This window comes from Synoicihabitans lomoniglobus (genome assembly GCF_029023725.1).
GTDB classification, from domain to species: domain Bacteria; phylum Verrucomicrobiota; class Verrucomicrobiia; order Opitutales; family Opitutaceae; genus Actomonas; species Actomonas lomonigloba.
This window is the reverse complement of sequence record NZ_CP119075.1, coordinates 700,301-719,509: the sequence shown is the minus strand read 5'-3', so window position 1 is coordinate 719,509 and position 19,209 is coordinate 700,301. Positions and strand designations below refer to the sequence as shown.

General features: G+C 59.9%; 16 protein-coding genes and 1 tRNA gene. 6 read left to right on the top strand and 11 right to left on the bottom strand.

What is annotated here, in order from left to right:
* Positions 1–2 precede the first annotated feature (2 nt).
* On the bottom strand, positions 3–701 hold the full coding sequence (locus tag PXH66_RS02650; protein WP_330930276.1) for a TVP38/TMEM64 family protein: 699 nt from the start codon (positions 699–701) through the stop codon (positions 3–5).
* A gap of 127 nt (positions 702–828) precedes the next feature.
* Between PXH66_RS02650 and PXH66_RS02645 the strand changes: the two genes are divergently transcribed.
* Entirely contained in the window at positions 829–1,779 is a 951-nt protein-coding gene (locus tag PXH66_RS02645) for a glycosyltransferase family 2 protein (protein WP_330930275.1), read from the top strand.
* Positions 1,772–4,015 (top strand): hypothetical protein, encoded by a 2,244-nt coding sequence (locus PXH66_RS02640; protein WP_330930274.1) that lies wholly within the window; start codon positions 1,772–1,774, stop codon positions 4,013–4,015. The genes PXH66_RS02645 and PXH66_RS02640 overlap by 8 nt, the downstream gene beginning before the upstream one ends.
* Before the next feature lie 3 nt (positions 4,016–4,018).
* Here PXH66_RS02640 and PXH66_RS02635 read toward each other — a convergent pair whose 3' ends face one another.
* Positions 4,019–4,744, bottom strand: coding sequence for a class I SAM-dependent methyltransferase (locus PXH66_RS02635; protein ID WP_330930273.1), 726 nt, complete (start codon positions 4,742–4,744; stop codon positions 4,019–4,021).
* Positions 4,745–4,880: 136 nt separating this feature from the next.
* Here PXH66_RS02635 and PXH66_RS02630 point away from each other — a divergent pair, with 136 nt between their 5' ends.
* A complete protein-coding gene (locus PXH66_RS02630; protein WP_330930272.1) occupies positions 4,881–5,660 on the top strand; it encodes a class I SAM-dependent methyltransferase in 780 nt (259 codons plus the stop codon).
* The gene (locus PXH66_RS02625; protein ID WP_330930271.1) at positions 5,657–7,756 is read left to right on the top strand and encodes an ArnT family glycosyltransferase; all 2,100 of its coding nucleotides are present in this window, start codon (positions 5,657–5,659) and stop codon (positions 7,754–7,756) included. The genes PXH66_RS02630 and PXH66_RS02625 overlap by 4 nt, the downstream gene beginning before the upstream one ends.
* Here PXH66_RS02625 and PXH66_RS02620 read toward each other — a convergent pair.
* Genes PXH66_RS02620 through PXH66_RS02610 form a run of 3 tightly spaced genes read right to left on the bottom strand, consistent with a single transcriptional unit; the run spans position 7,708 to position 11,852 of the window.
* Entirely contained in the window at positions 7,708–9,576 is a 1,869-nt protein-coding gene (locus PXH66_RS02620) for an ArnT family glycosyltransferase (RefSeq protein WP_330930270.1), read from the bottom strand. The genes PXH66_RS02625 and PXH66_RS02620 overlap by 49 nt on opposite strands.
* Complete coding sequence (locus PXH66_RS02615) at positions 9,573–11,444, bottom strand: hypothetical protein (protein ID WP_330930269.1); 1,872 nt, start codon at positions 11,442–11,444, stop codon at positions 9,573–9,575. The genes PXH66_RS02620 and PXH66_RS02615 overlap by 4 nt, the downstream gene beginning before the upstream one ends.
* Before the next feature lie 51 nt (positions 11,445–11,495).
* A complete protein-coding gene (locus tag PXH66_RS02610; RefSeq protein ID WP_330930268.1) occupies positions 11,496–11,852 on the bottom strand; it encodes a prepilin-type N-terminal cleavage/methylation domain-containing protein in 357 nt (118 codons plus the stop codon).
* Positions 11,853–12,293: 441 nt separating this feature from the next.
* On the opposite strand from PXH66_RS02610, the gene PXH66_RS02605 reads away from it, so the two are divergent.
* Positions 12,294–13,226, top strand: coding sequence for a DUF481 domain-containing protein (locus PXH66_RS02605; protein WP_330932211.1), 933 nt, complete (start codon positions 12,294–12,296; stop codon positions 13,224–13,226).
* A gap of 78 nt (positions 13,227–13,304) precedes the next feature.
* Here the strand turns inward: PXH66_RS02605 and rsfS are convergent, their stop codons facing one another.
* Positions 13,305–13,892: a ribosome silencing factor gene (gene rsfS / locus PXH66_RS02600; RefSeq protein WP_330930266.1), complete on the bottom strand. Its 588-nt coding sequence runs from the start codon at positions 13,890–13,892 to the stop codon at positions 13,305–13,307.
* Complete coding sequence (nadD, locus tag PXH66_RS02595) at positions 13,893–14,480, bottom strand: nicotinate-nucleotide adenylyltransferase (RefSeq protein ID WP_330930265.1); 588 nt, start codon at positions 14,478–14,480, stop codon at positions 13,893–13,895. It abuts the gene before it with no gap.
* Between the two features lie 103 nt (positions 14,481–14,583).
* On the opposite strand from nadD, the gene PXH66_RS02590 reads away from it, so the two are divergent.
* Positions 14,584–14,669 (top strand) — tRNA-Leu (locus PXH66_RS02590).
* Between the two features lie 15 nt (positions 14,670–14,684).
* Here the strand turns inward: PXH66_RS02590 and PXH66_RS02585 are convergent.
* The 4 genes from PXH66_RS02585 to PXH66_RS02570 are packed head-to-tail and all read right to left on the bottom strand — an operon-like array spanning position 14,685 to position 19,170.
* Positions 14,685–15,671 (bottom strand): autoinducer 2 ABC transporter substrate-binding protein, encoded by a 987-nt coding sequence (locus tag PXH66_RS02585; protein WP_330930264.1) that lies wholly within the window; start codon positions 15,669–15,671, stop codon positions 14,685–14,687.
* A gap of 12 nt (positions 15,672–15,683) precedes the next feature.
* Positions 15,684–16,703: an ABC transporter permease gene (locus PXH66_RS02580; RefSeq protein ID WP_330930263.1), complete on the bottom strand. Its 1,020-nt coding sequence runs from the start codon at positions 16,701–16,703 to the stop codon at positions 15,684–15,686.
* Positions 16,700–17,653, bottom strand: a complete 954-nt coding sequence (locus tag PXH66_RS02575) for an ABC transporter permease (RefSeq protein WP_330930262.1) — start codon at positions 17,651–17,653, stop codon at positions 16,700–16,702. The genes PXH66_RS02580 and PXH66_RS02575 overlap by 4 nt, the downstream gene beginning before the upstream one ends.
* The gene (locus PXH66_RS02570) at positions 17,650–19,170 is read right to left on the bottom strand and encodes a sugar ABC transporter ATP-binding protein (protein WP_330930261.1); all 1,521 of its coding nucleotides are present in this window, start codon (positions 19,168–19,170) and stop codon (positions 17,650–17,652) included. The genes PXH66_RS02575 and PXH66_RS02570 overlap by 4 nt, the downstream gene beginning before the upstream one ends.
* Positions 19,171–19,209 lie beyond the last annotated feature (39 nt).

Sequence of the window (19,209 nt, the reverse complement as noted above, 5' to 3'; positions counted from 1 at the left end):
GCCTACTCCTGGGTCAGCTCCGGCGTCGCTTTTTTCCGCGCATAATGCCGACGCAACAACTGAGTGCCCACGGCCAGCGCGGCGATCGCTCCCGCGCCCATCATCACCATGCGACCCTTACCCGACAGCAGCGCTTCGCCAAAAATCACAAAAGCGGTGCCATACAGCCCGGCGATGAGGATGGATCCGATCAGATAAATTCGCAGCGGCACCTGAGCCAATCCCAGCAACGCACTCTGCACAAAAAACGGCGGGCCCGGCGTCACCCGCACCAAGATGGTGATGTCCCAATACCCGTCGGGTTTCACCTGAGGCCAACGGTAACCGAACCGCAAAACGAGTTTCTCCAACCACGGACGCGCCACCCACCGCGCCGCCACGTAGGTCAGGGTGACATTGATGCTCAGCGCCAACCACGTCGCGGCCAACACCAGCGGCCAGCCCATCGTCGGCGCAAACACGGACCCCGCCGACAGGGTGAAAGGCGAAAGCGGGAACCCAAATGCCGGCAGCACCGCCATGCCGGCGAAAAACGCCACCGGTCCGGCCCCCCGCACCAACTCCAACGCTTGATCAATCAAGGCTCTGACATCGAGCCCGCGCAGCACGGCTACACCCGCCACCCCCGCGATCACGATTAACGCGGCGAGCTTGATCACTAGTCCTTTGTTCGGCTTGGACACGCCGGCGGGAGATTCCATGCCGCGACGATGGTCAACGGCGCGCGCGCGCGTCAAGCGCGGCCCGGCGTCCCTCTGGTCTTGTGCTCGCCGTCCCACCGCGACATGCGTTTTAACACTTTTGTCTCCCGCCCCCGTCGTCACACCCATGGAACCCGCCGCCCCCACGATCGCCGTTGTCATGCCGGTCTTCAATGAAGAGGCCGTGCTGCCCGAAGTGTTTCAGCGCTTGACCACCCTGTTCGACGCCCACCCCGAAAATATCTGGCGGGCCATTCTCGTCGACGACGGCAGTCGCGATGGCAGCAACACGTTGATGGTGGCTCAAACCAAGCGTGATGCGCGTTTCGAATCCGTCGTGCTGACCCGCAACTTTGGCTTCCAGGCCGCCTTGGCCGCCGGGTTGTCCGTCGCCGATCAGGCGGATGCCACCATCACGCTGGATGCCGATCTCCAAGATCCGCCGGAACTCATCCCCGCCCTCATCGAGCGTTGGCGCGAAGGCGCGGGTGTAGTGCTCGCAGTGCGAAAATCCCGCCAAGAAACCGGGTTGAAACGTCTCGGCATGGACCTGTTCCACGCCACTTTCGCCGGCTTCGCCGACTCCTCCCGTAGCGAACAAAACACTGGAACCTTCGGACTGATGAGTCGCAAGACCGTGCAGGCGTTCAATCGCCTGCCGGAACGCAACCGATTTTTCCCCGGACTCCGCGCGTGGGTGAGCGAGGATGTCGCCGAGGTGACCTACGATCGTCAGAACCGAGCGGCCGGTCAGCCCAAACAAACCCTGCGCAGTCTGGTGCGCTATGCCTTGGACGGCGTATTCAGTTTTTCGCGACTCCCGTTGCGTCTGGTTTCCTACCTGGGTTTATTCATCGCCGTGATTGGATTCAGCCTGGGGGCGTTTTACGCCGTGCGCCGCTTGATCGGGATCGAACACGCCCAAACCGGTTTCACCACCTTGGTCACTCTCGTGCTCTTCCTCGGCGGCGTGCAATTGATCGGCATCGGCGTGCTCGGCGAATACCTCGGCCGAATTTACGATGAGGTGAAGCAGCGCCCGCTGTATTTGGTAAAGCACCACCATCATCGTGAGTAGGGCGTCGTTGTCTCGCCACCTGACGACGCTGGCCTGGTCGGTGCTGTTCGCGACCGCCGCGATCGCCGCCTATCTGCAGATTTTTTCGATCTTCATGCTTTATGACGACGAGGGCTACGTGCTCCTGTCGCTGAATAACTTCGCGCGCCACGGCGCGCTCTACGACCGCGTCTACAGTCAATACGGCCCGTTGTTTTATCTCGTGTTTGGCGGCATCGCCCGGCTGGGGGATTTTTCGTGGACCCATGATCTCGGACGTTTTTACACCATCGGGGCATGGCTGACGACCGCCGCCGCCAGTGGGTGGATCACCCATCGCCTGACCCGATCTCAGCTGGCGGCCATGGCTTCATTCGCCGGCACCTTCGGCCTGCTGTGGCAGATGACGTTCGAGCCGATGCATCCGGGAAACACCCTCACTCCGGTAATCGCCCTGACGGCCGCCATCAGCATCACTGCCGTGCAGCAAAGACGAATGAGCATCGTTGCCATCACCCTGGCTGTGGCGGCAGCGGTTTGCGCAATGATTAAGATAAATGTCGGGGTGTTTCTCGGTGCAGCCGGCTGCATGTGGTTGGGCCTTAACAGCACCTGGTCCGGTCAATCATCCCGGCGCTGGTTGCCGCAGTTGCTCATCGTCGGTGGCGGCCTCATCCCAATCGTTTTGATGGGCGGCCACCTGGATCAACCGTGGGCAGGAGTTTACGCCATGGCTGGCTCGGCTGCAATCGTCGCAACCGGACGGTTGACCCATCACTATCGGCAATCGTGGGTAACGCCGCCCATGGTTTTTACCGCGATCGGCGTCGCGCTATTATTCATGGTGGCGACCGTCACGATGACCATGTTTTCCGGGTCCAGTATGTCCGGGTTGATTCGTGGCATAATACTGGGACCATTGGGCCACGCGGATGCCTACCATCATGGCTTTCGCTGGCGAACCGGGACCGTGCCACTGACGCTGTTCTCATGGGGACTTCTGACGTGGGTTTTGTTCCGGTATCAACCCAACACCTTGAGTGCATCCTGGTTGAAATCGATCGCGATGGGGCGCCTCGGTTTGGCCGGATTGTTCATCTATCACGCGTGCAGTTCCCCGCCATCGACCGTCGGATTCGTGATGACTTCACTCGCTGCAACCGTGGGGTGGCTCGTCGTGCCCTTGCGATCAAAGCCCCCCGAACGCATGGCTGCGACCACGTTGCTCGCATTAATGCTCGTCTGGCAGTTTCTTCACGCCTTTCCCGTGGCCGGCAGCCAGATCGGCTGGGGCACGTTTCTATGGATTCCACTTGCGGTGGTCGCATTGCACGACGCCGGGGAGTATCTGATCCCGCCGCGCGTCAAAACGATTGCAACCGGAGTCAGCATCGTGGGAGTCGCGGCACTTGCCTTTTGCCCGCTGCAGTTGGGTTGGAATTATTTCAAACAATCGGAACCATTGGCTCTGCCGGGGGCGAAGCATATGCGGATGCCAGCCGATTTGGGCAGCGCCATCCGCATCATGACGCGCAATGCCGCGTTGCACGGCGAGCAGCTGTTTTCACTGCCCGGCAGCTACAGTTTTAACCTTTGGACGGGTCTTCCCACGCCGAACGAAACCAACGTTACCCACTGGTTCACGCTGCTGGATAACGAGCAGCAAAACACCATTATCTCCCAGCTCGAACATGGACCCGTGACGACAATGATTGAACAACACGATCTGGTCGCGGCCAAACTACGACCCGAGTTCGTTCAGGAAAGCCCGTTACTCAACTTTGCTGAGGACACCTTTCAACCCGTCTTCAGCCTGGGCCCTCTGTCGTTCCGCGCGCGCTATTTACCCGGACGGGTGGTGCTGGATGGCGCGGAGATTTTCCAGCAACCCGAGAAGAGCGAAAATTCCGCCGAACCGATTCTCGTGCGGATCGACACCGCACTTCCCGCAGGCAGCAGCGTTGTGAGGATCCAAGTGGCGCTTTTGCATGGAACAACCTCCACCGAAAATCCGGCCTGGGATTGGTCGGCCGACAATACGCGCGCCCAAATCATCCCCATTCATCCCAACGGGGTAACACGCTCCGACTATGATCCCGCGGACAGTCGATGGCCCCTGACCACTCACGGACTGACCCGCTGGCATCTGCTTCCCCGGGAGCGTTTGCCCAGCGCCGACCTCTCAAAACTGTGGCTGAAATTCATCGACAAAAACGGCGCGGTCATCGGCGAAGCCCGCTTTATCAAGCGTCCCTGAAGTTCAGCGTTTGCGCAGCACGATGATCAGCCCCACGCCAAACGGAGCTGGACACCAACGGCGCACGGCGGGCCACACAAACAGCCAGCGTAACACATGGTTCAACCAGTTCGGCGGGAGGCGATCCTCCTGCCGGACGGCATCCTCGGAGCGACGGCCCCGCCGCATCCACCACACGGCGGGAAACGCCGCCGTATTCACATACTTGAGATAGCATTGTTCCCACTGCGCATCGTGGAAGAGCGCTGCCAATCCCGACCGACTATAACGTCTGAAATGATGCAACGCCTGATCCCAGTCGCTCCACAGCTGCATCATGGCGGGCACGGTTATCACCAGTAATCCTCCCGGCTTGAGCACCCGGTGGAACTCCTTCACCGCCGCCCGATCATCCTCCACGTGTTCGAGCACATCGAGCAACGTGACGCATGTTTCCGACGCGTCGGATAGCGGGATAGCCGTGCACGAGCCTTCGACCACGGCATTGTCGGGAAAGCGCTGTCGCAGCACGGTCAATGACTCGTCGTGATCGTCCATCACCTTGACGCGACGACTCGCGCTCAACTCCTGCGCAAAGATGCCGGTGCCTGCTCCGCAATCGAGCAATGCACCATCCGCAATGTCGCCCTCAAACCGTTCAATGGCCCAGCGAGCGATCTGGCGCTTGCCGACATAGAACCAATGGCGCGTTTCCACTCGGGCCATTTTTTCATACTCATCGGAATTCATGTTCGAAGGACGTGATCTGCCATTAAGACCGGTCAAGGGAAGGGCTTGCCTAGGCGAAGGGAAGCAAAACCCGATTTTTGCCGATTCGGCAACTTGCAGACTCGCCAAGCCCCCGACCCCACCGAAACGTCGTGTCATGCCACTCGATTCGGATTCCCCGGCAATCCCCGCCATCGATCAACACAACGCCGAGATCCATGAGAATCTGCAGCACTGGAAACGTAAACCGGAGCTCCAGGCCGAATACGCCGGGTTTTACCGACTGATCGCCGCCGAACTGCCCCCGCCGGAGCACGGCCCGGTTCTGGAGTGCGGGTCGGGCATCGGAAACTTGAAATCCGTGCTGCCCGCCGCCGTGACCAGCGATTTGTTCCCCAACCCGTGGCTCGACCGACAGGAAAACGTCTATGCTCTGTCCTACGCCGACCGCTCGCTCGCCGGGATTGTGCTCTTCGACGTGTTTCATCATCTGCGTTATCCCGGCACGGTTTTGAGCGAACTGCACCGCGTCCTCCAACCCGGTGGACGCGTCGTGATGATGGAACCATCGGCCGGATTGCTCGGCCGGATCGCGCTGGGCCTTTTTCATCACGAACCGCTGGCATTGCGGGATGCGATCACGTGGAGTGCTCCGGCCGATTTCGCTCCCGATGCGATCGACTACTATGCGGCGCAAGGCAACGCGTGGCGCGTGTTCGGGGCCCAGCGCGACCAGTTCCCACTAGCCGGTTGGGAGCTCGTCAAGGTGATCTACCTGCCGGCGTTCCCGTGGATTATGACCGGGGGCTTTCGCGGGCCCAACTTGAACCGCGGGTGGTTGCGTCCACTCAACCGAGCCGTTGATCGGGTGCTGCGACTGGCACCGCGATGCTTCGCCTCGCGCATGGTCGTGGTGTTGGAGAAGTCTTCCGAATGATCCGCCCCCATCGTGAAATCATCGGCCGCGCCCGGGCCACCTGGATCGCCGTGGTATTGTGCGGGCTGCACGTGCTGATGGCCGCGAGCGTTTCGCGTCAGTTTAGCACCACCTTCGACGAGATCGCACACGTCACGGCCGGTTATGCGTATTGGACAGCTGGAGACATGCGGTTCCAACCCGAGAACGGCAACTTTCCGCAACGCTGGGCCGCCCTGCCGTTGCTCATCATGGACCTCCAACCGTTCCCCCCCGATCATCCCGCGTGGGAGGTGGGTCAAGTCTGGCATCTCGGCGAAGACTTTTTCTACGAACTGGGCAACGATTCCGCCCGTATTCTGGCCGCGGCCCGTGGCATGATCGCCCTGCTCTCCGGGGCTTTGTGCTTCACTATCTTTTGTTGGAGTCGCGATCTTTTCGGCCCCGCGGGTGGATTGGTTTCGGTCACCTTGGCGGCGTTCAGTCCGACCTTGCTCGCTCACGGTGGGCTCGCGACGTCAGATACCGCCGCCGCATTAAGCTTCGGTCTGGCCACACTGGCGTGGTGGCGGGTTTGTCACCGGGTGACGCTCACGCGAATCGTCGTGGCGGGACTCGCCGCCGGACTACTGGCGGTTTCCAAATTTTCCGCCGTCTTGTTCGCCCCCATGGCAATCATCATGATCGTGGCGCGCCTGCTGCGGCGTGCGCCATTGGTCGCGGTCTGGCGTGGCTCCACCCATTGGGTCCGAGGCGGCCGCCGGGTCGTCGTGCTGGGCGGCGTCAGCGTGGTGGCGGTTTTGATCGCGTGGTCGTGCATCTGGGCTTGCTACGGCTTCCGATATCGACCGACGAGCAATCCCGACCACCAATACTACATGCATACTTGGGAGATGGTGACGCTGGCGGATACGCCCACCCCCCGGCTGCTGGCGGATGGACGCAATGCATCGGCTCAACCGGTCAATTTCAAACCCGGCCCCCTCCAGGCCATCGCCCAATTTTGTCGAAGCCACGAACTGTTCCCGGAGGCGTTTCTTCACGGTCTGTTGAATGTCGATCGTTATTCCCGGTCTCGCCTGGCGTTCTTCGCCGGCGAGTTTCGCAACACCGGATGGTGGACGTTTTTTCCCACGGCGTTTCTTCTCAAGACCACTGGGCCCGCGCTGCTGCTGATCTTCCTTGGCACGCTGGCCTGCAGCCAGCTGCGCAGCCGCCGCGGACGTTGGTATCGACTTGTGCCGTTGCTCGCGTTGTTCGGAATTTACGGTTCCACCATCTTGACCTCGAGCTTGAGCATCGGTCACCGGCACATGCTGCCGCTCTACCCCGTTATGTTCATTTTCGCCGGAGCCGCGGCATTGCGCTTGATAAAACATCGCGGGTGGATGCTGGCCATGGTGGTAGTTTTGCTCGGTTCACACGTGGCCGTATCCCTCACCACGAGACCTTACTATCTGGCTTATTTCAACGCGCTGGGTGGCGGCCCCGAAAACGCCCACAAAATCTTTGTCGATAGCTCGCTCGATTGGGGGCAGGACCTTCCCAGCCTGCGTGATTGGCTGACAGCACATCGCACGGAACAGCCCGTATTCTTATCTTATTTTGGCTACGGCGACCCGGAGCAGGAGGGCATCGACGCGGTAAGGTTCGGCGACTCATACTTTGACCGACGTGCCCGGGTCGTCCCCGCCAAGGTCCAGGGCGGCATCTACTGTATCAGCGCCACCATGTATCAACAGGTTTATACGCCGACGCGCGGTGCATGGACTCTGAGCTTTGAAGCCACTTACGCAAAACTGCGCACTTGGGTGCAGCACTTCTCCCAACGCCCGGCTGGCGCCCCCATCACAGACATGCAGGGCAATCCGCTCACCTCTGCGGAAGTAACCACCCGCTTGTGGAACTACGAGGCCCTGCAATTCGGTCGACTGTGCCACTATCTCCAGAACCGTGCACCCGACGACTATGTTGGATATTCAATTTTGGTTTATGAGCTGTCCGACGCGGACATCAACCTGGCCGTGAATTCTCCTTTGGCTGCAGTCAACGCCGCCATCGCAGCCCGCTATACGGATGAGTCGGTCCCGTCCTCGGATGAAGTCCCCATTGATTGATCCTGTTCCGGTTCGGCTTTAATTTCGACAACACGACTAATCCGCACCAAGCGAGCTCCGTGCATTCGCTCGATCACCGGTTCCAAAACAAAACGTGCGGAAATGCGATCCCGCGGATCCACTTCGAACCCACCGTCAATGCTGATCGGGCGAATCCGCTGCGTGACCAAAACCTCTTCGAATGTGCCATGATCGAGATGAAACTGGATCTGTTCGGCCCGTGAATCCGCGTTTTCCAAAATGATCGACGGAATTCCGCGAATCATCCAATTGAGCGAGGATTTGTCGGTCAGGATGAGACGTGAACGTGGCGACATGCGCGATATGGCACGCACCTCCCACTCCATTTCGTTGGCCAGTTGATTGATGCGTCGATGATGGTTTGCGGCCGGCAAGCCCCAAGAAAGATGATACAACAGCGCACCGCCCAAGACCCAACGGGCAAGGGGCCAACCTCGCGATTCGATGGTTCTGAGTGCGACTACGATGGCCACTCCCATCAACACCGTAAACGGCATGATCAGGCGCGATACAATCGGGTCATCCAGCTGGCCCCAAAAATACGCCATCAATAGTCCAAGATTAGCCAAAATGGCGATTCCCGCCAACATGACGGAAACAATCGTGGAATCAGTGTAGCGCCAGCTACGCCAATGCTTACCGGCTAAAAACAACCCCACCAGCAGGGCCGGCAGTCCACAAAGCGAGAGCCAGATAGACCCGAGTGACCCGAAGCCCAAATTGAAAAAATAAGACCATGCATGCTGCAAATTCGTCATGACGTGCACGAAGTTGAAACGAGAATCCATGTTCTCTTTCAATTCCCACAGCGCAGGCGTCCCGGAGAGATAGCTATTGTGCAACCCACTCGGAATGAGCAATAAAGGTGTCAGGATGGCCGTGACAGGCAACAATACGCGCCCCGCCCGGCGCCAGCCTTCGATCACGACTAGTCCCGTCGTGACCACAAACAGCAATGACTCGTATCGCGTCTGCGCCAACAGCACGCAAGCAATCAGCAACACGGAGAGCCGATGGTCATCCGGCCGCTGCAAATATCGGGCCGCCAGCAGGATCGTGAGCAGAATCATGCCCAAGTTCAGCAAGTCCATTCCCGACCCGTTCGCATTTTGAGCCAGCAACGGAGTGGCGCCAAAACAAGCCAATCCCGCGAGCGCCACCCGAGCCGGAGCCAATCGCCGCACGATGGCGTAGAACAACACTAAAACCATCGGGAACAACACCGCGTTGAACAAGAATCCGTTGGATTCCCGGAATCCCAAAACGTCGTGCACCAACGACACCAGAAACGCAAAAAAGTAGGGCCGCTTGTCCACGTAGACAAAGAGCGGAAGAAACACTCCTTCCACATCATAACCCCGCACAATCGTGCCCACCTCCCGCATGCGATGCAGGTTCCACGAGGTGGCCTGCAGCACCAACTCATCGAACATCACCTTATAGCTCAGCGGAAATGCGACCCATGCGAGGACACTCAAGCCGCCCACCATCCAGCAAAGGTGTTTGAACTCCGATACTGTCATTACCCGCACCCATGATCTGGCGGCGGGCAGATCCCGGCGCACCAACACCAGAAACCAAATCAATGTGCCGGCGATACCGAAGTAACCGTATTGCCGCACCAATTCCCCTGCTTTAACCGGAGTAAAATATAGAAATCCCCCTACGATCGCCGCGACCGCTGTCGCCGTAAATGCCACCAAGCGCACCACCAGTTTGCGGCCTGCGGCCGAACGCCACGCCACGCCGAACAGCATAAAGTTCGAATGACTCGCCCCCTTTGGCTCAATGAATTTCACGGCAATTGTTTGATCCAGTTCTCCAAGTAGAGCGTCCGAATCTCCTCAATCTGCTCCGGTGTATTCAGGTGTCCCGTGGTAGTCGGCACCGCGTCACGCACTTCGCGCACCGTTTCTCCGTCGAGATCGACCGAAATGATGCGGCTGAATCGCACAAACATCAGCGTCTCCGTCTTTTGCTGCCAAACCGTTTCCAGTTCAAATTGGGGCCCCATGTCTTCCGTGGGATCAATATAATACGCTCCGGTATCACTGTTCACCCGCACCGTTTGAAAGACATAGATGCCCGAGAAACTGTGATTGCGCAGATGATACGCCAGAGACTCCGCCCGATCCCGGGCCCCAATTACGCCGGCCGACGGCAATCCATGAACAATCCAAAAGACCGCGTCGTTATCGAGCACCAGAAAGTCCTTCTCGGGCTGTTCCTTAAGAAACTTCTCCCGCAATTTCATTTCCAATCCGGGTGAATAATCCACCTCGTAGGCGAGTTTGGCCATCACGGGCAAACTCTGCGCAATCGCCGCAAACGCCACCACTCCGGTCAGCCATTTCCATACCCGGTCGGTTTTCGCGATCGAGCGCACCACCACCACAATCGCAAGCATCATGAACAGATGGGTCGGTAAACTCAGCCGATTGATGATGCGGTCATCAAATTGCCCCCAGAAATAGAGCAACATGATGGCGGTAATGCCGAACAAACCGGCCCCGGAGAGAATCCAGGTGAGTTCGTCGGCGGTTGTTTCAGCAGCCGTGCGAAGTTTGCGCACCACCCACAACAGGAGAAACGGCAAAGCCAATAACCCCAGGGCCGCAAAGATCGCCGAGCTCGGTTGGTAGCCGTCAAAATCAAAAAAGAACGCCAACGCATGACCAAAATTCGGCACGAGGTATTCCAACCCAAACGGCGAACTCGTGCCCTCCTTGCTCGCCATCTGCCACGCCGTGGAATCACCGGAAAAAATGCGATTCTGGGTGAGCCACATCGCCAAAAACACCGGAGAAATCAACACCGGCCACGAAACATCAATGCGTTGGCGACGCCACCACCCAATCAAAGCCGCCAGCGCCATCGGACCCATGAACAGGATCGACTCATAGCGACAGGCCGCCAGTGCCAAAGCGGTATACACCATGACCTCGAGTCGGAGCGCATCCGGCCGCCGCAGGTAGGCCAACATGCCCAACATGAACGCGGCCATGAAAAACAGGTTAAGTAATTCGAAACCGCAGCCCGCACTCTGCTGCGCGGCCAGAGGCAGACCGGCAAACAATAACAACGCCAATACCCCCGCCCAGCGACGGCCTCCCATTTGCCAACCCAAAACGTATACCAGCAAAAGAAAAGCGATCCCCAGTCCGCGATTGAAATAGAAACCGTTTTCCACCCGGTAGCCGGTGAGGTCATGCACGGTCGAAACCAGAAAAGGGAAAAGCAACGGACGCTTGTCGAGCACCCGCTCGATGATCTGAAACGGCCCCTGCACATCGGTCGCCCGGCTGGGATAAGTGGCGTAACGTTCGTGGTGCATCCCCACCGACGTGCCCAGCAAAAGTAGTTCATCGGCCAGAATCTTGAAACCCGGCTTTTCGTGCGACCACCACACCGAGGTGCAGACCACCACCAATACGAGCACCATCGCATCGAATCGGCCAAAATTATCCCTGACCCATTTCCCGGCCCCGGCCTTTGCCACCGCACGACCGAGCAGGATCACCAACGCCAACATGCACCAATATCCGAACTGGGCGACAAAGTTGAAGGACTGACTTGGCGTGAGGGCCCACCGCGTGGTGACCAACACCAAACCGGCCATGAGCAGTAACAACCAAAGCCGGCGGTTCTTAGCGATCTGTGTAAGCATAAAAAAAGCCGCCCAATGAATTGGGCGGCTCGAAAGTTCGGCAAGAACGAATCAGTTATTGTAGGTGATCGTGCGAGCACCGGCGACGTCGAACGCGGTAACGGCAGCACCCTGCTCGAGGGTCGTGACGTAGGTCTCACCCGCAACGGTCTGCACGGACTTGATGTAGTTGCTGGAGTTCGTGCCCACGAGGGAGGAAGACGTGACTTCACTGACACCGTTCTCGAGGAAGTATTGGTCAGCGGCGGAACCGAGTTGACGGAGGTTGTTGAGAACCGCCTTGTCCTGCGAGCTGGCGCGGACCTTTTGGAACGCCGGAATGGCCATCGCAGCCAAGAGGCCGATGATGACGACAACGATCATGATTTCAACGAGCGTAAAGCCCTTGGAGGAATTGTTGTTCTTCATATGTGTGGTCTGGATTATGATTATGATATGCGCCCGGAAATGAGCGTTCTTCCAGCAAGCCGGGTCGATTTATTTATCGCAAGTGCAATCTTGCAAACGACTTGTGGGTATTATTACGCAACCAATTTAAGCGCTAACCGCACAATTTGTCTTCGGCATCTCATTTAGTTTCAGGGCCATAGGTGGGATCCACCAATGCCAATCCATTGCGAAACGACACCCCCGGCGGAACAATTCAGGGGCTTTTTACATCCCAAAACGGATTCATCTGTTGTTCGTCAGGAAAGTCCGCATTTACGTGCTCGTTTAAGCAAAATGGTATCCGCACCGCTCAATTCGCATTTCACTTTCCTGCTTCTTCTGGTGGCTTCCGCATGCACAGGCCCACTCCACGCCGAAGAATTGATTTTCCACAATGGCGACCGACTGAGCGGTGAGGTCGTGAGCCAAACCGACGAAATCATCGTTTTCGACGCCCCCATGGTTGGTCGGATCGAGGTTTCCACCGCCGACGTAAAATTAGGAAGCTCCATTCCCGTGCCCGAACTCGCCGCCATCGCTCCTGTCGTCGTCGAATCAGATGCACAGGAAGCGGCAACCGCAGAACAAGCCGCTCCCGCGGTTCCGCCCCAAGCACCCGATGCCTCCCCAAAAGCAAAGGTGGCGGCCAAGATCACCCCCTGGTCCGGCAGCGTCGAACTGGGTTTTCGCCAGGAACAGGGTCGCAAGGACTCCATCAATATCGACCTGCGAGCCACCGCCGAGCGAACCTACGGCGTCAATACCTTCAAGGCCAACACCCGCATCCTGCGCGGCGAACAGGACAATGTGGTCAACAAGAGTCGCTACGACGGCAGCTTCCGTTGGCGCCGTGAACTCGGGGAGCGCACATTCGCACAGTCCTTGAGCAGTTACTACCGCGACGATCTGAAGAACATTACCGACAACTGGGAACAAAACATCGGTGCCGGCTACCGCCTCTTCAAATCCGACGACCACGCCGTGAACATCGGCGGTGGTTTGACCGCCCAATATCGCAACGAAGAATCCCTCGACGGCAATTTCTATACCCTGATCGAACTCTTTCAGGACTATTCCTACCAGATCAGCAAACGCATCAAGTTCGTGCAGGATGCCGTGGCGCAATACTCCCCCGATGGCCGCTCCCGCTTCGTCACCGTCGCCAACCAGCCGACGCCCACCACCGAAGATCTGCCCAACTACAAAGTGCGTTTCAACACCGCGCTGCAGGGCCAAATCACCGAACGCATCCAGATCAACCTGCGCTACGAATACGAGTTCGACAACGCGGTCTCCACCAGCGACGCCAAAACGGACCAGCGCATCACCAGTTCGATCGGCTACGGTTTCTGAACCCCGCGGGATGCGTCAGCATTGCTGACCACCTCCGCCCGGCCCTTTCATTGCCCGGCCGAGACCAGACCGCCAGGCTCAAGCCGATTTCTTTTTGACCGTCGTCTTTTTGGCGGCGGCCTTCTTGGCCACTTTTTTCACCGCCACCGCCTTTTTGGCCGGTGCCTTCTTCTTCACGGCCGTCTTCTTGGCTGCCGTCTTCTTAGCCGCGGTCTTTTTAGTCGCGGTCTTCCGTTTGGCCGGTGCCTTGGGTTTTGGCGGATTCAGGAGCTTCTCCACGTCGATCTCATCGGCGTCCCGCCATAATTGCTCCAATTGGTAGACCTCACGTTGCTCGGGCATGAACAGATGGATCATGATCTGATACGCGTCGAAAACGATCCAGCCGCTCTCATCACCGGACTCGATGCCCGCGATCGGGGCACCGGCGGCATCGAGGGTGCGCTCGGCTTCGATGCGGAGAGCGCGCAGGTGGGTGTTCGCCTGCCCGGAGGCCAGAATCAAATAGTCGGTGATACTGGAATGCTCCCCCACGGAGAGCACACGCAGATCGCCCGCCTTTTTATCGTCCAGCGCTTTGACGAGCTGGGCGACGAGCGACAGTGAGTCGGGTGAAGTCTTCGCCGAAGAAACGGCGGTGGAAGGGGAAGTGGAACGAGCAGGCATTTAGTCTTTCCGCCCATACAACGCATGCTCGTGGATATACACAATCGCGTTATGCGGCACGAAATAGTCGAGGGACAACCCGCGCAAAATCCGCTCCCGCAGCTCCGTGGAGCTGATTTCAATCAAGTGGCCGTCGCAGCGATGCAGCCGCAAACCGGGGATGGCCGGTGCCGTTTTGGCCGGATGTCCCGGACGTTCGAGGAAGATGAATTCGGTCAGTTCCGCCAACTCCGCGATGTCACGCCATTGGTCGAGTTTGGGCAATTGATCGCCGCCCATGATCCAATAGAGCTCGTCCGCCGGAAATTGCTTCCGGAAGTGCCGCACCGTTTCGATCGTATAGCTCACCCCGCCCTGGCTCACCTCGAAATCGGACACCTCGAACCGGTGGTCCCAGTCCACCGCCGCCCGCAACATCGCCACCCGGTGCTCCCCCGACGTGAAAACCTCGTGGGCTTTGAGCGGCGCTTGCGCCGCCGGCAACAGGATCACGCGATCGAGCCGGTGTTGCTCCATCGCATCTTGCGCCGCGACCAAATGCCCGAAGTGCACCGGATCGAAGCTTCCACCCATGAGTCCTATTTTCACGCGCCGTTCCTGTGCCCGGCGATGACGCGCCGCAAGGTTGGTTTTAAGCCCACCATGACGTTGACGACGGCGAAACCGTTCGAGAACGTTCCGCTCCAACAACGCCCTGGTGGTGGAATGGTAGACACCGGAGACTTAAAATCTCCTGGCCGTAAGGCCGTGCCGGTTCGAGTCCGGCCCAGGGCACCACTCTATCGGGACCGCTCAGAAATCGAAGTCGTCGATGTTGTCGGCCGTAAACAGGAACGGTTCCCCGAGCAACACGTTGTCACCCGCGACTTCGACCTGCCCCAAGTCACCCGCGTCAAAGGTCGTCGCCCCGGGCTTCAGCGTGCCGCGCGCCACGCCGACAGCCGTCTGAATCGCGAGGTATCCGAGATCCACCGTGTTCCACAACACCACGCCCTCCGTGACACCTTCATGGACATAGCGTCGATTCTCACTGGGGAGTCCGAGCCCGATGACCTTCACTTTTCCGGTCTTGCCCGACTGTTTCACTGCTTCCGCCGCTCCCGGCACCGCCGGTGAGCACAGCGCCATCAACAGCTTCAAATTTGGATGCGCGCTCATCAACGCCGTCGCCTCGCTTTGCGCACGATCCTTCAAATCGTCGCTCGGTCGCACCGCCACCAGTTTCATCTTGGGATAACGTTCCGCCAGCCGCGCCTCCACGTGCCGCTGCCATTCGCGTTGGTTCGCCGCCGTCAACGTCGCCGTGATGATGGCGAACTCCCCTTCCTCACCACAAATCCGCGCCGCTTCGTCCATCAACTTGTAACCGATCCCCTGCGGCGTGGCCTGGTTCACAAAAAACGACCGCGCATCCGGCAACGCGTCCGCATCGTAGGTCACCACCGGAATGCCATCGCGCTGCGCCCGTCGCAGTGCCGTGGAAAGGCCTTCCTTGTTCTCCGCCGCCACCGCAATCACGTCGACGCCGTAAGTGATCCAGTTCTCCACAATCTCATTTTGCTTGGCCGCGTTCGTCTCGGTCGGCCCATCAAAGAGCAGCTCGACCCCGAGCTCCGCCGCCGCGCGATCCGCCCCTTCTTTGCAAGACAGGAAGTAGGCGTTGCCTTTCGCCTTCGGCAACATGGCGACCAACAGTTGCTGGTCCGCCGCCGAAGCGATCGTCGCGCCCAGCAGCCATACCATCAGAAATCGAAACAGGGGAATTCGGGGAGTTTTCATCATTAAATAAATTCAGGAGGTCACGCGGGATTTCCACCAGCGCGGCACTGCTCCGGCCGCCAAGGCCGCGATCAACAACGCACCGGTGAGGAGGCCGGAAATTTCTTCAGCCGCGTTCATTTTGACCACAATCGGCAGCGTCGCGAGTCCACTCTTCAACACTGCGATCGCCGCCACGCCCAGCAAGGTGCCCACCACGCCACCCCGCCCGCCAAAGATACTCGTGCCGCCCAACACGACCGCCGTGATCGCAAAGAGTTCGTAGCCCGTGCCCGCATCCGCCCGCGCCTGCCCGAGCCGTGCCGTGTAAATCACCGCCGCAAGCCCCGCGATCATGCCTGCCATCACATAGGCCCAGGCCGTCACCCGCCCCACGCGCAGCCCCGCGTAGCGTGCGCCTTCGGGCGCAAATCCCACCGCGCGCCAAACCCGCCCCAACGTAGTGCGATGCACCTGCAGCCAGACCAATAGCGCCACTACTGCGAACAACCACAATTGCGTGGGCACGCCCAGCCAACGTCCCTGCCCCAGTGCCAGAAATCCCGCCGGAAACCCCGTGTAGGTGGCCGAGCCCTGCGTCATGCCCTCAGCCACCCCTCGAAACAACGAATAGGTGCCCAACGTCACAATCAGCGGCGGCAACCTCACCTTCGCCACCAGCCCCGCATTGATGCCGCCCGCCACCCCGCCCACCGCCACGGTCGCCAGTGCGGCCACGCCCACCGGCAAGCCAAAGCTCTGCCACAACCCACCAAACACCACCGCACATAGCCCCAACAGCGACCCCACCGATAAATCGATTCCTCCCGTCAAAATCACCGGCGTCAGCGCCAACGCCAACAGACCGATTTCGCACGAATGCCGCAACAGGTCGAACTGGCGATCCATCGTGCCAAAACCGACCACCACACCACGCCGGTTGGTCGTGGTGCCAAAGTGCCAAAACAACAGCCACTCCACCACCAATAGAATCGCCAATATCGTTTCCGGCCGGGCCAGCCAGGCCCGCCAATTTGATTTCACTTCGCTCATGCGGCGGGCCCTTCCGCAACCGCCACCGCGGCGACTTTTTTACGCTCCCGCTCCGACCACGCCGCCGCCAAAATCACCGCGCCCTGAATCGCTTTTTCCCAATAGGCCGGCACGCGCAGATGCGTCAGCGCCGGCGCCACCAACATGAGCAAAACCAAACCGACACACGCCCCGCTGAGTCGACCCCGCCCGCCCGAAATAGCCACCCCGCCCACGACCACCGCCGCGATTACTTCCAACTCAAACCCCGTGCCCGACGACGGCTGCAGCTGCGGCGATTGCACCATGTTCAACGCCGCCGCCAATCCCGCGAACATGCCCATCGCCACCAACGCGCCAAACGTCACGCGTCGCGGCCGAATCCCCGCGAGTCGGGCCGCCTCCGCGTCCGATCCCACCGCATAAACCCAGCGCCCCACCGCCAGATGCCGCAGCCCCCACGCTACGGTCACCGTCACCACCACCGCGATCGCCAATACCACCACCTGTCCGGTCAATTGGCCCCAGCCAAACCACTGCACGCCTTCGGGTAATTCCACGAACCGTCCTTGCCGGCCGAGGTTCAATCCCTGGCGCACCGCGACCATCATGGCCAACGTCACCACGATCGACGGCAGCCCGAGCCCCGCCACCAACACCGCGTTGCACGCGCCGAGCAACGCCCCGCTCGCCATCGCCGCCGCGAATACCAGTGGCAACGGCCAACCCGCCGCCGCCGCGATCGCCGCCACCACCCCCGCCACTGAGAACACCGATCCCACCGAAATATCGATCTGCCGGGTCAGGATCACCAGCGTCATGCCCGTCACCATCACCAACAACGGCGCCTTACGCGTGAACAACGACAACAGCGGCTGCGGCTCGTAAAAGCCCGGCGCCATAATCGCCATCGCCAGCAACACCACACCCACCACGGCGAGCAGCCATCCGGTTCGTCCCCACTGCTTCATGCCGCCGTCTCCCCGTTTTTGTCGCGGCCCAACGCCATACCCATCACATGCTCGGCACTGCTGCCACCGGGCAATATGCCCGCCAAGCGCCCGCCCCGCATCACGCCGATGCGATCGCTCACCGCCAACACTTCCGGTAGGTCACTCGAAATCATGAGCACCGCCATGCCCGCGTCGGCCTGCTCTCGAATCAACCGATGAATCTCGCCCTTCGCGCCCACATCCACGCCTTGAGTCGGTTCATCCAAAATCAATAACCGCGGCGCCGTGGCCAGCCATCGCGCCAGCGCCACCTTCTGCTGATTGCCCCCGCTCAAGCTCCCCGCCAACGCATCCGGTCCGGTCGTTTTCACCGCCAACCGGTCAATGTAGTCACGGCCCAACTGGCGTTCCCTAGTCGCATTGAGCCAGCCCCCGCGAAAGAGCCGCCCAAACGATGCCAACGAAACGTTCTGCGCGATCGGCAACTCCAGCACCACGCCGTGCTGCCGCCGGTCCTCCGGCACGTAAGCGATCCCATGGGCCATCGCTTCGGCCGGACTGCGCGGCAGAATCTCCGCTCCGTCCAAGCAAATGCGACCCGCGTCCGCCGGAGTGAGCCCAAACAATATCCGGGCCAGCTCCGTGCGCCCCGCTCCCACCAGTCCCGCCAAGCCCATCACCTCACCCGCCCCCACATCCAGGGTAACCTCGCGCACGCCCGACGCCGTGCAACCGACTCCGGTCAACGCCAACACCGTGTGATCGGGCCCATCGCCGTCGACCGCGCCCCGCGGCACCGTCAGTTCCACTTCGCGACCGACCATCAACGCGATCGCCGACGCTTCATCGAGATCCGTGATGGCATGGGTGCCGACGCTCGTGCCGTCTCGCAACACCGTCACCCGATCAGCGAGTGCAAACACTTCCTCCAACCGGTGGGAGATATAAATCACACTGCGCCCGCTCGCTTTGAACTCCCGCACGATGGCAAACAATCGCTCTTGCTCCGACCGCGTCAGCGACGCCGTCGGTTCATCCATGATCACAATCCGCGCCTCCGCTCCGATCGCACAGGCGATCTCGACCAACTGTTGCTCCGGCATCGAGAGTTCGCGGACTTCCGTTCGCGGATCGATCCGCGCCCCACACTTGGCCAACAACACCGCCGCCCGTTCCTCCCGCGCTCGCCAGGCCACGCGTGCGCCTCCGCGCGTTTCCTCCAGCCGCAAGCCGATGTTCTCGGCCACCGACAGATCCGGAAACAGCGCGGGTTGCTGATAAATGCACGCCACGCCCTTCGCCCGCGCGGCTTGCGGCGTCAGTCGCGACTCCGCGTCGCCAAAAATTTCAATCGTTCCCGCGCTCGGCTCCAAGGCTCCGGTAATCAGTTTGATCAACGTGCTTTTGCCCGCCCCGTTTTCGCCCAGCACCGCATGCACTTCCCCTTCCGCCAACTCGAAGTCCAAACCCGACAAAGCCCGCACCGCCCCGAAGGACTTGCTGATACCATGAAGCGAAAGCGGAGGGGAACTCAATGAAGGGACGGGGTAAAACGTGGGCCGGTCATTTTCCCG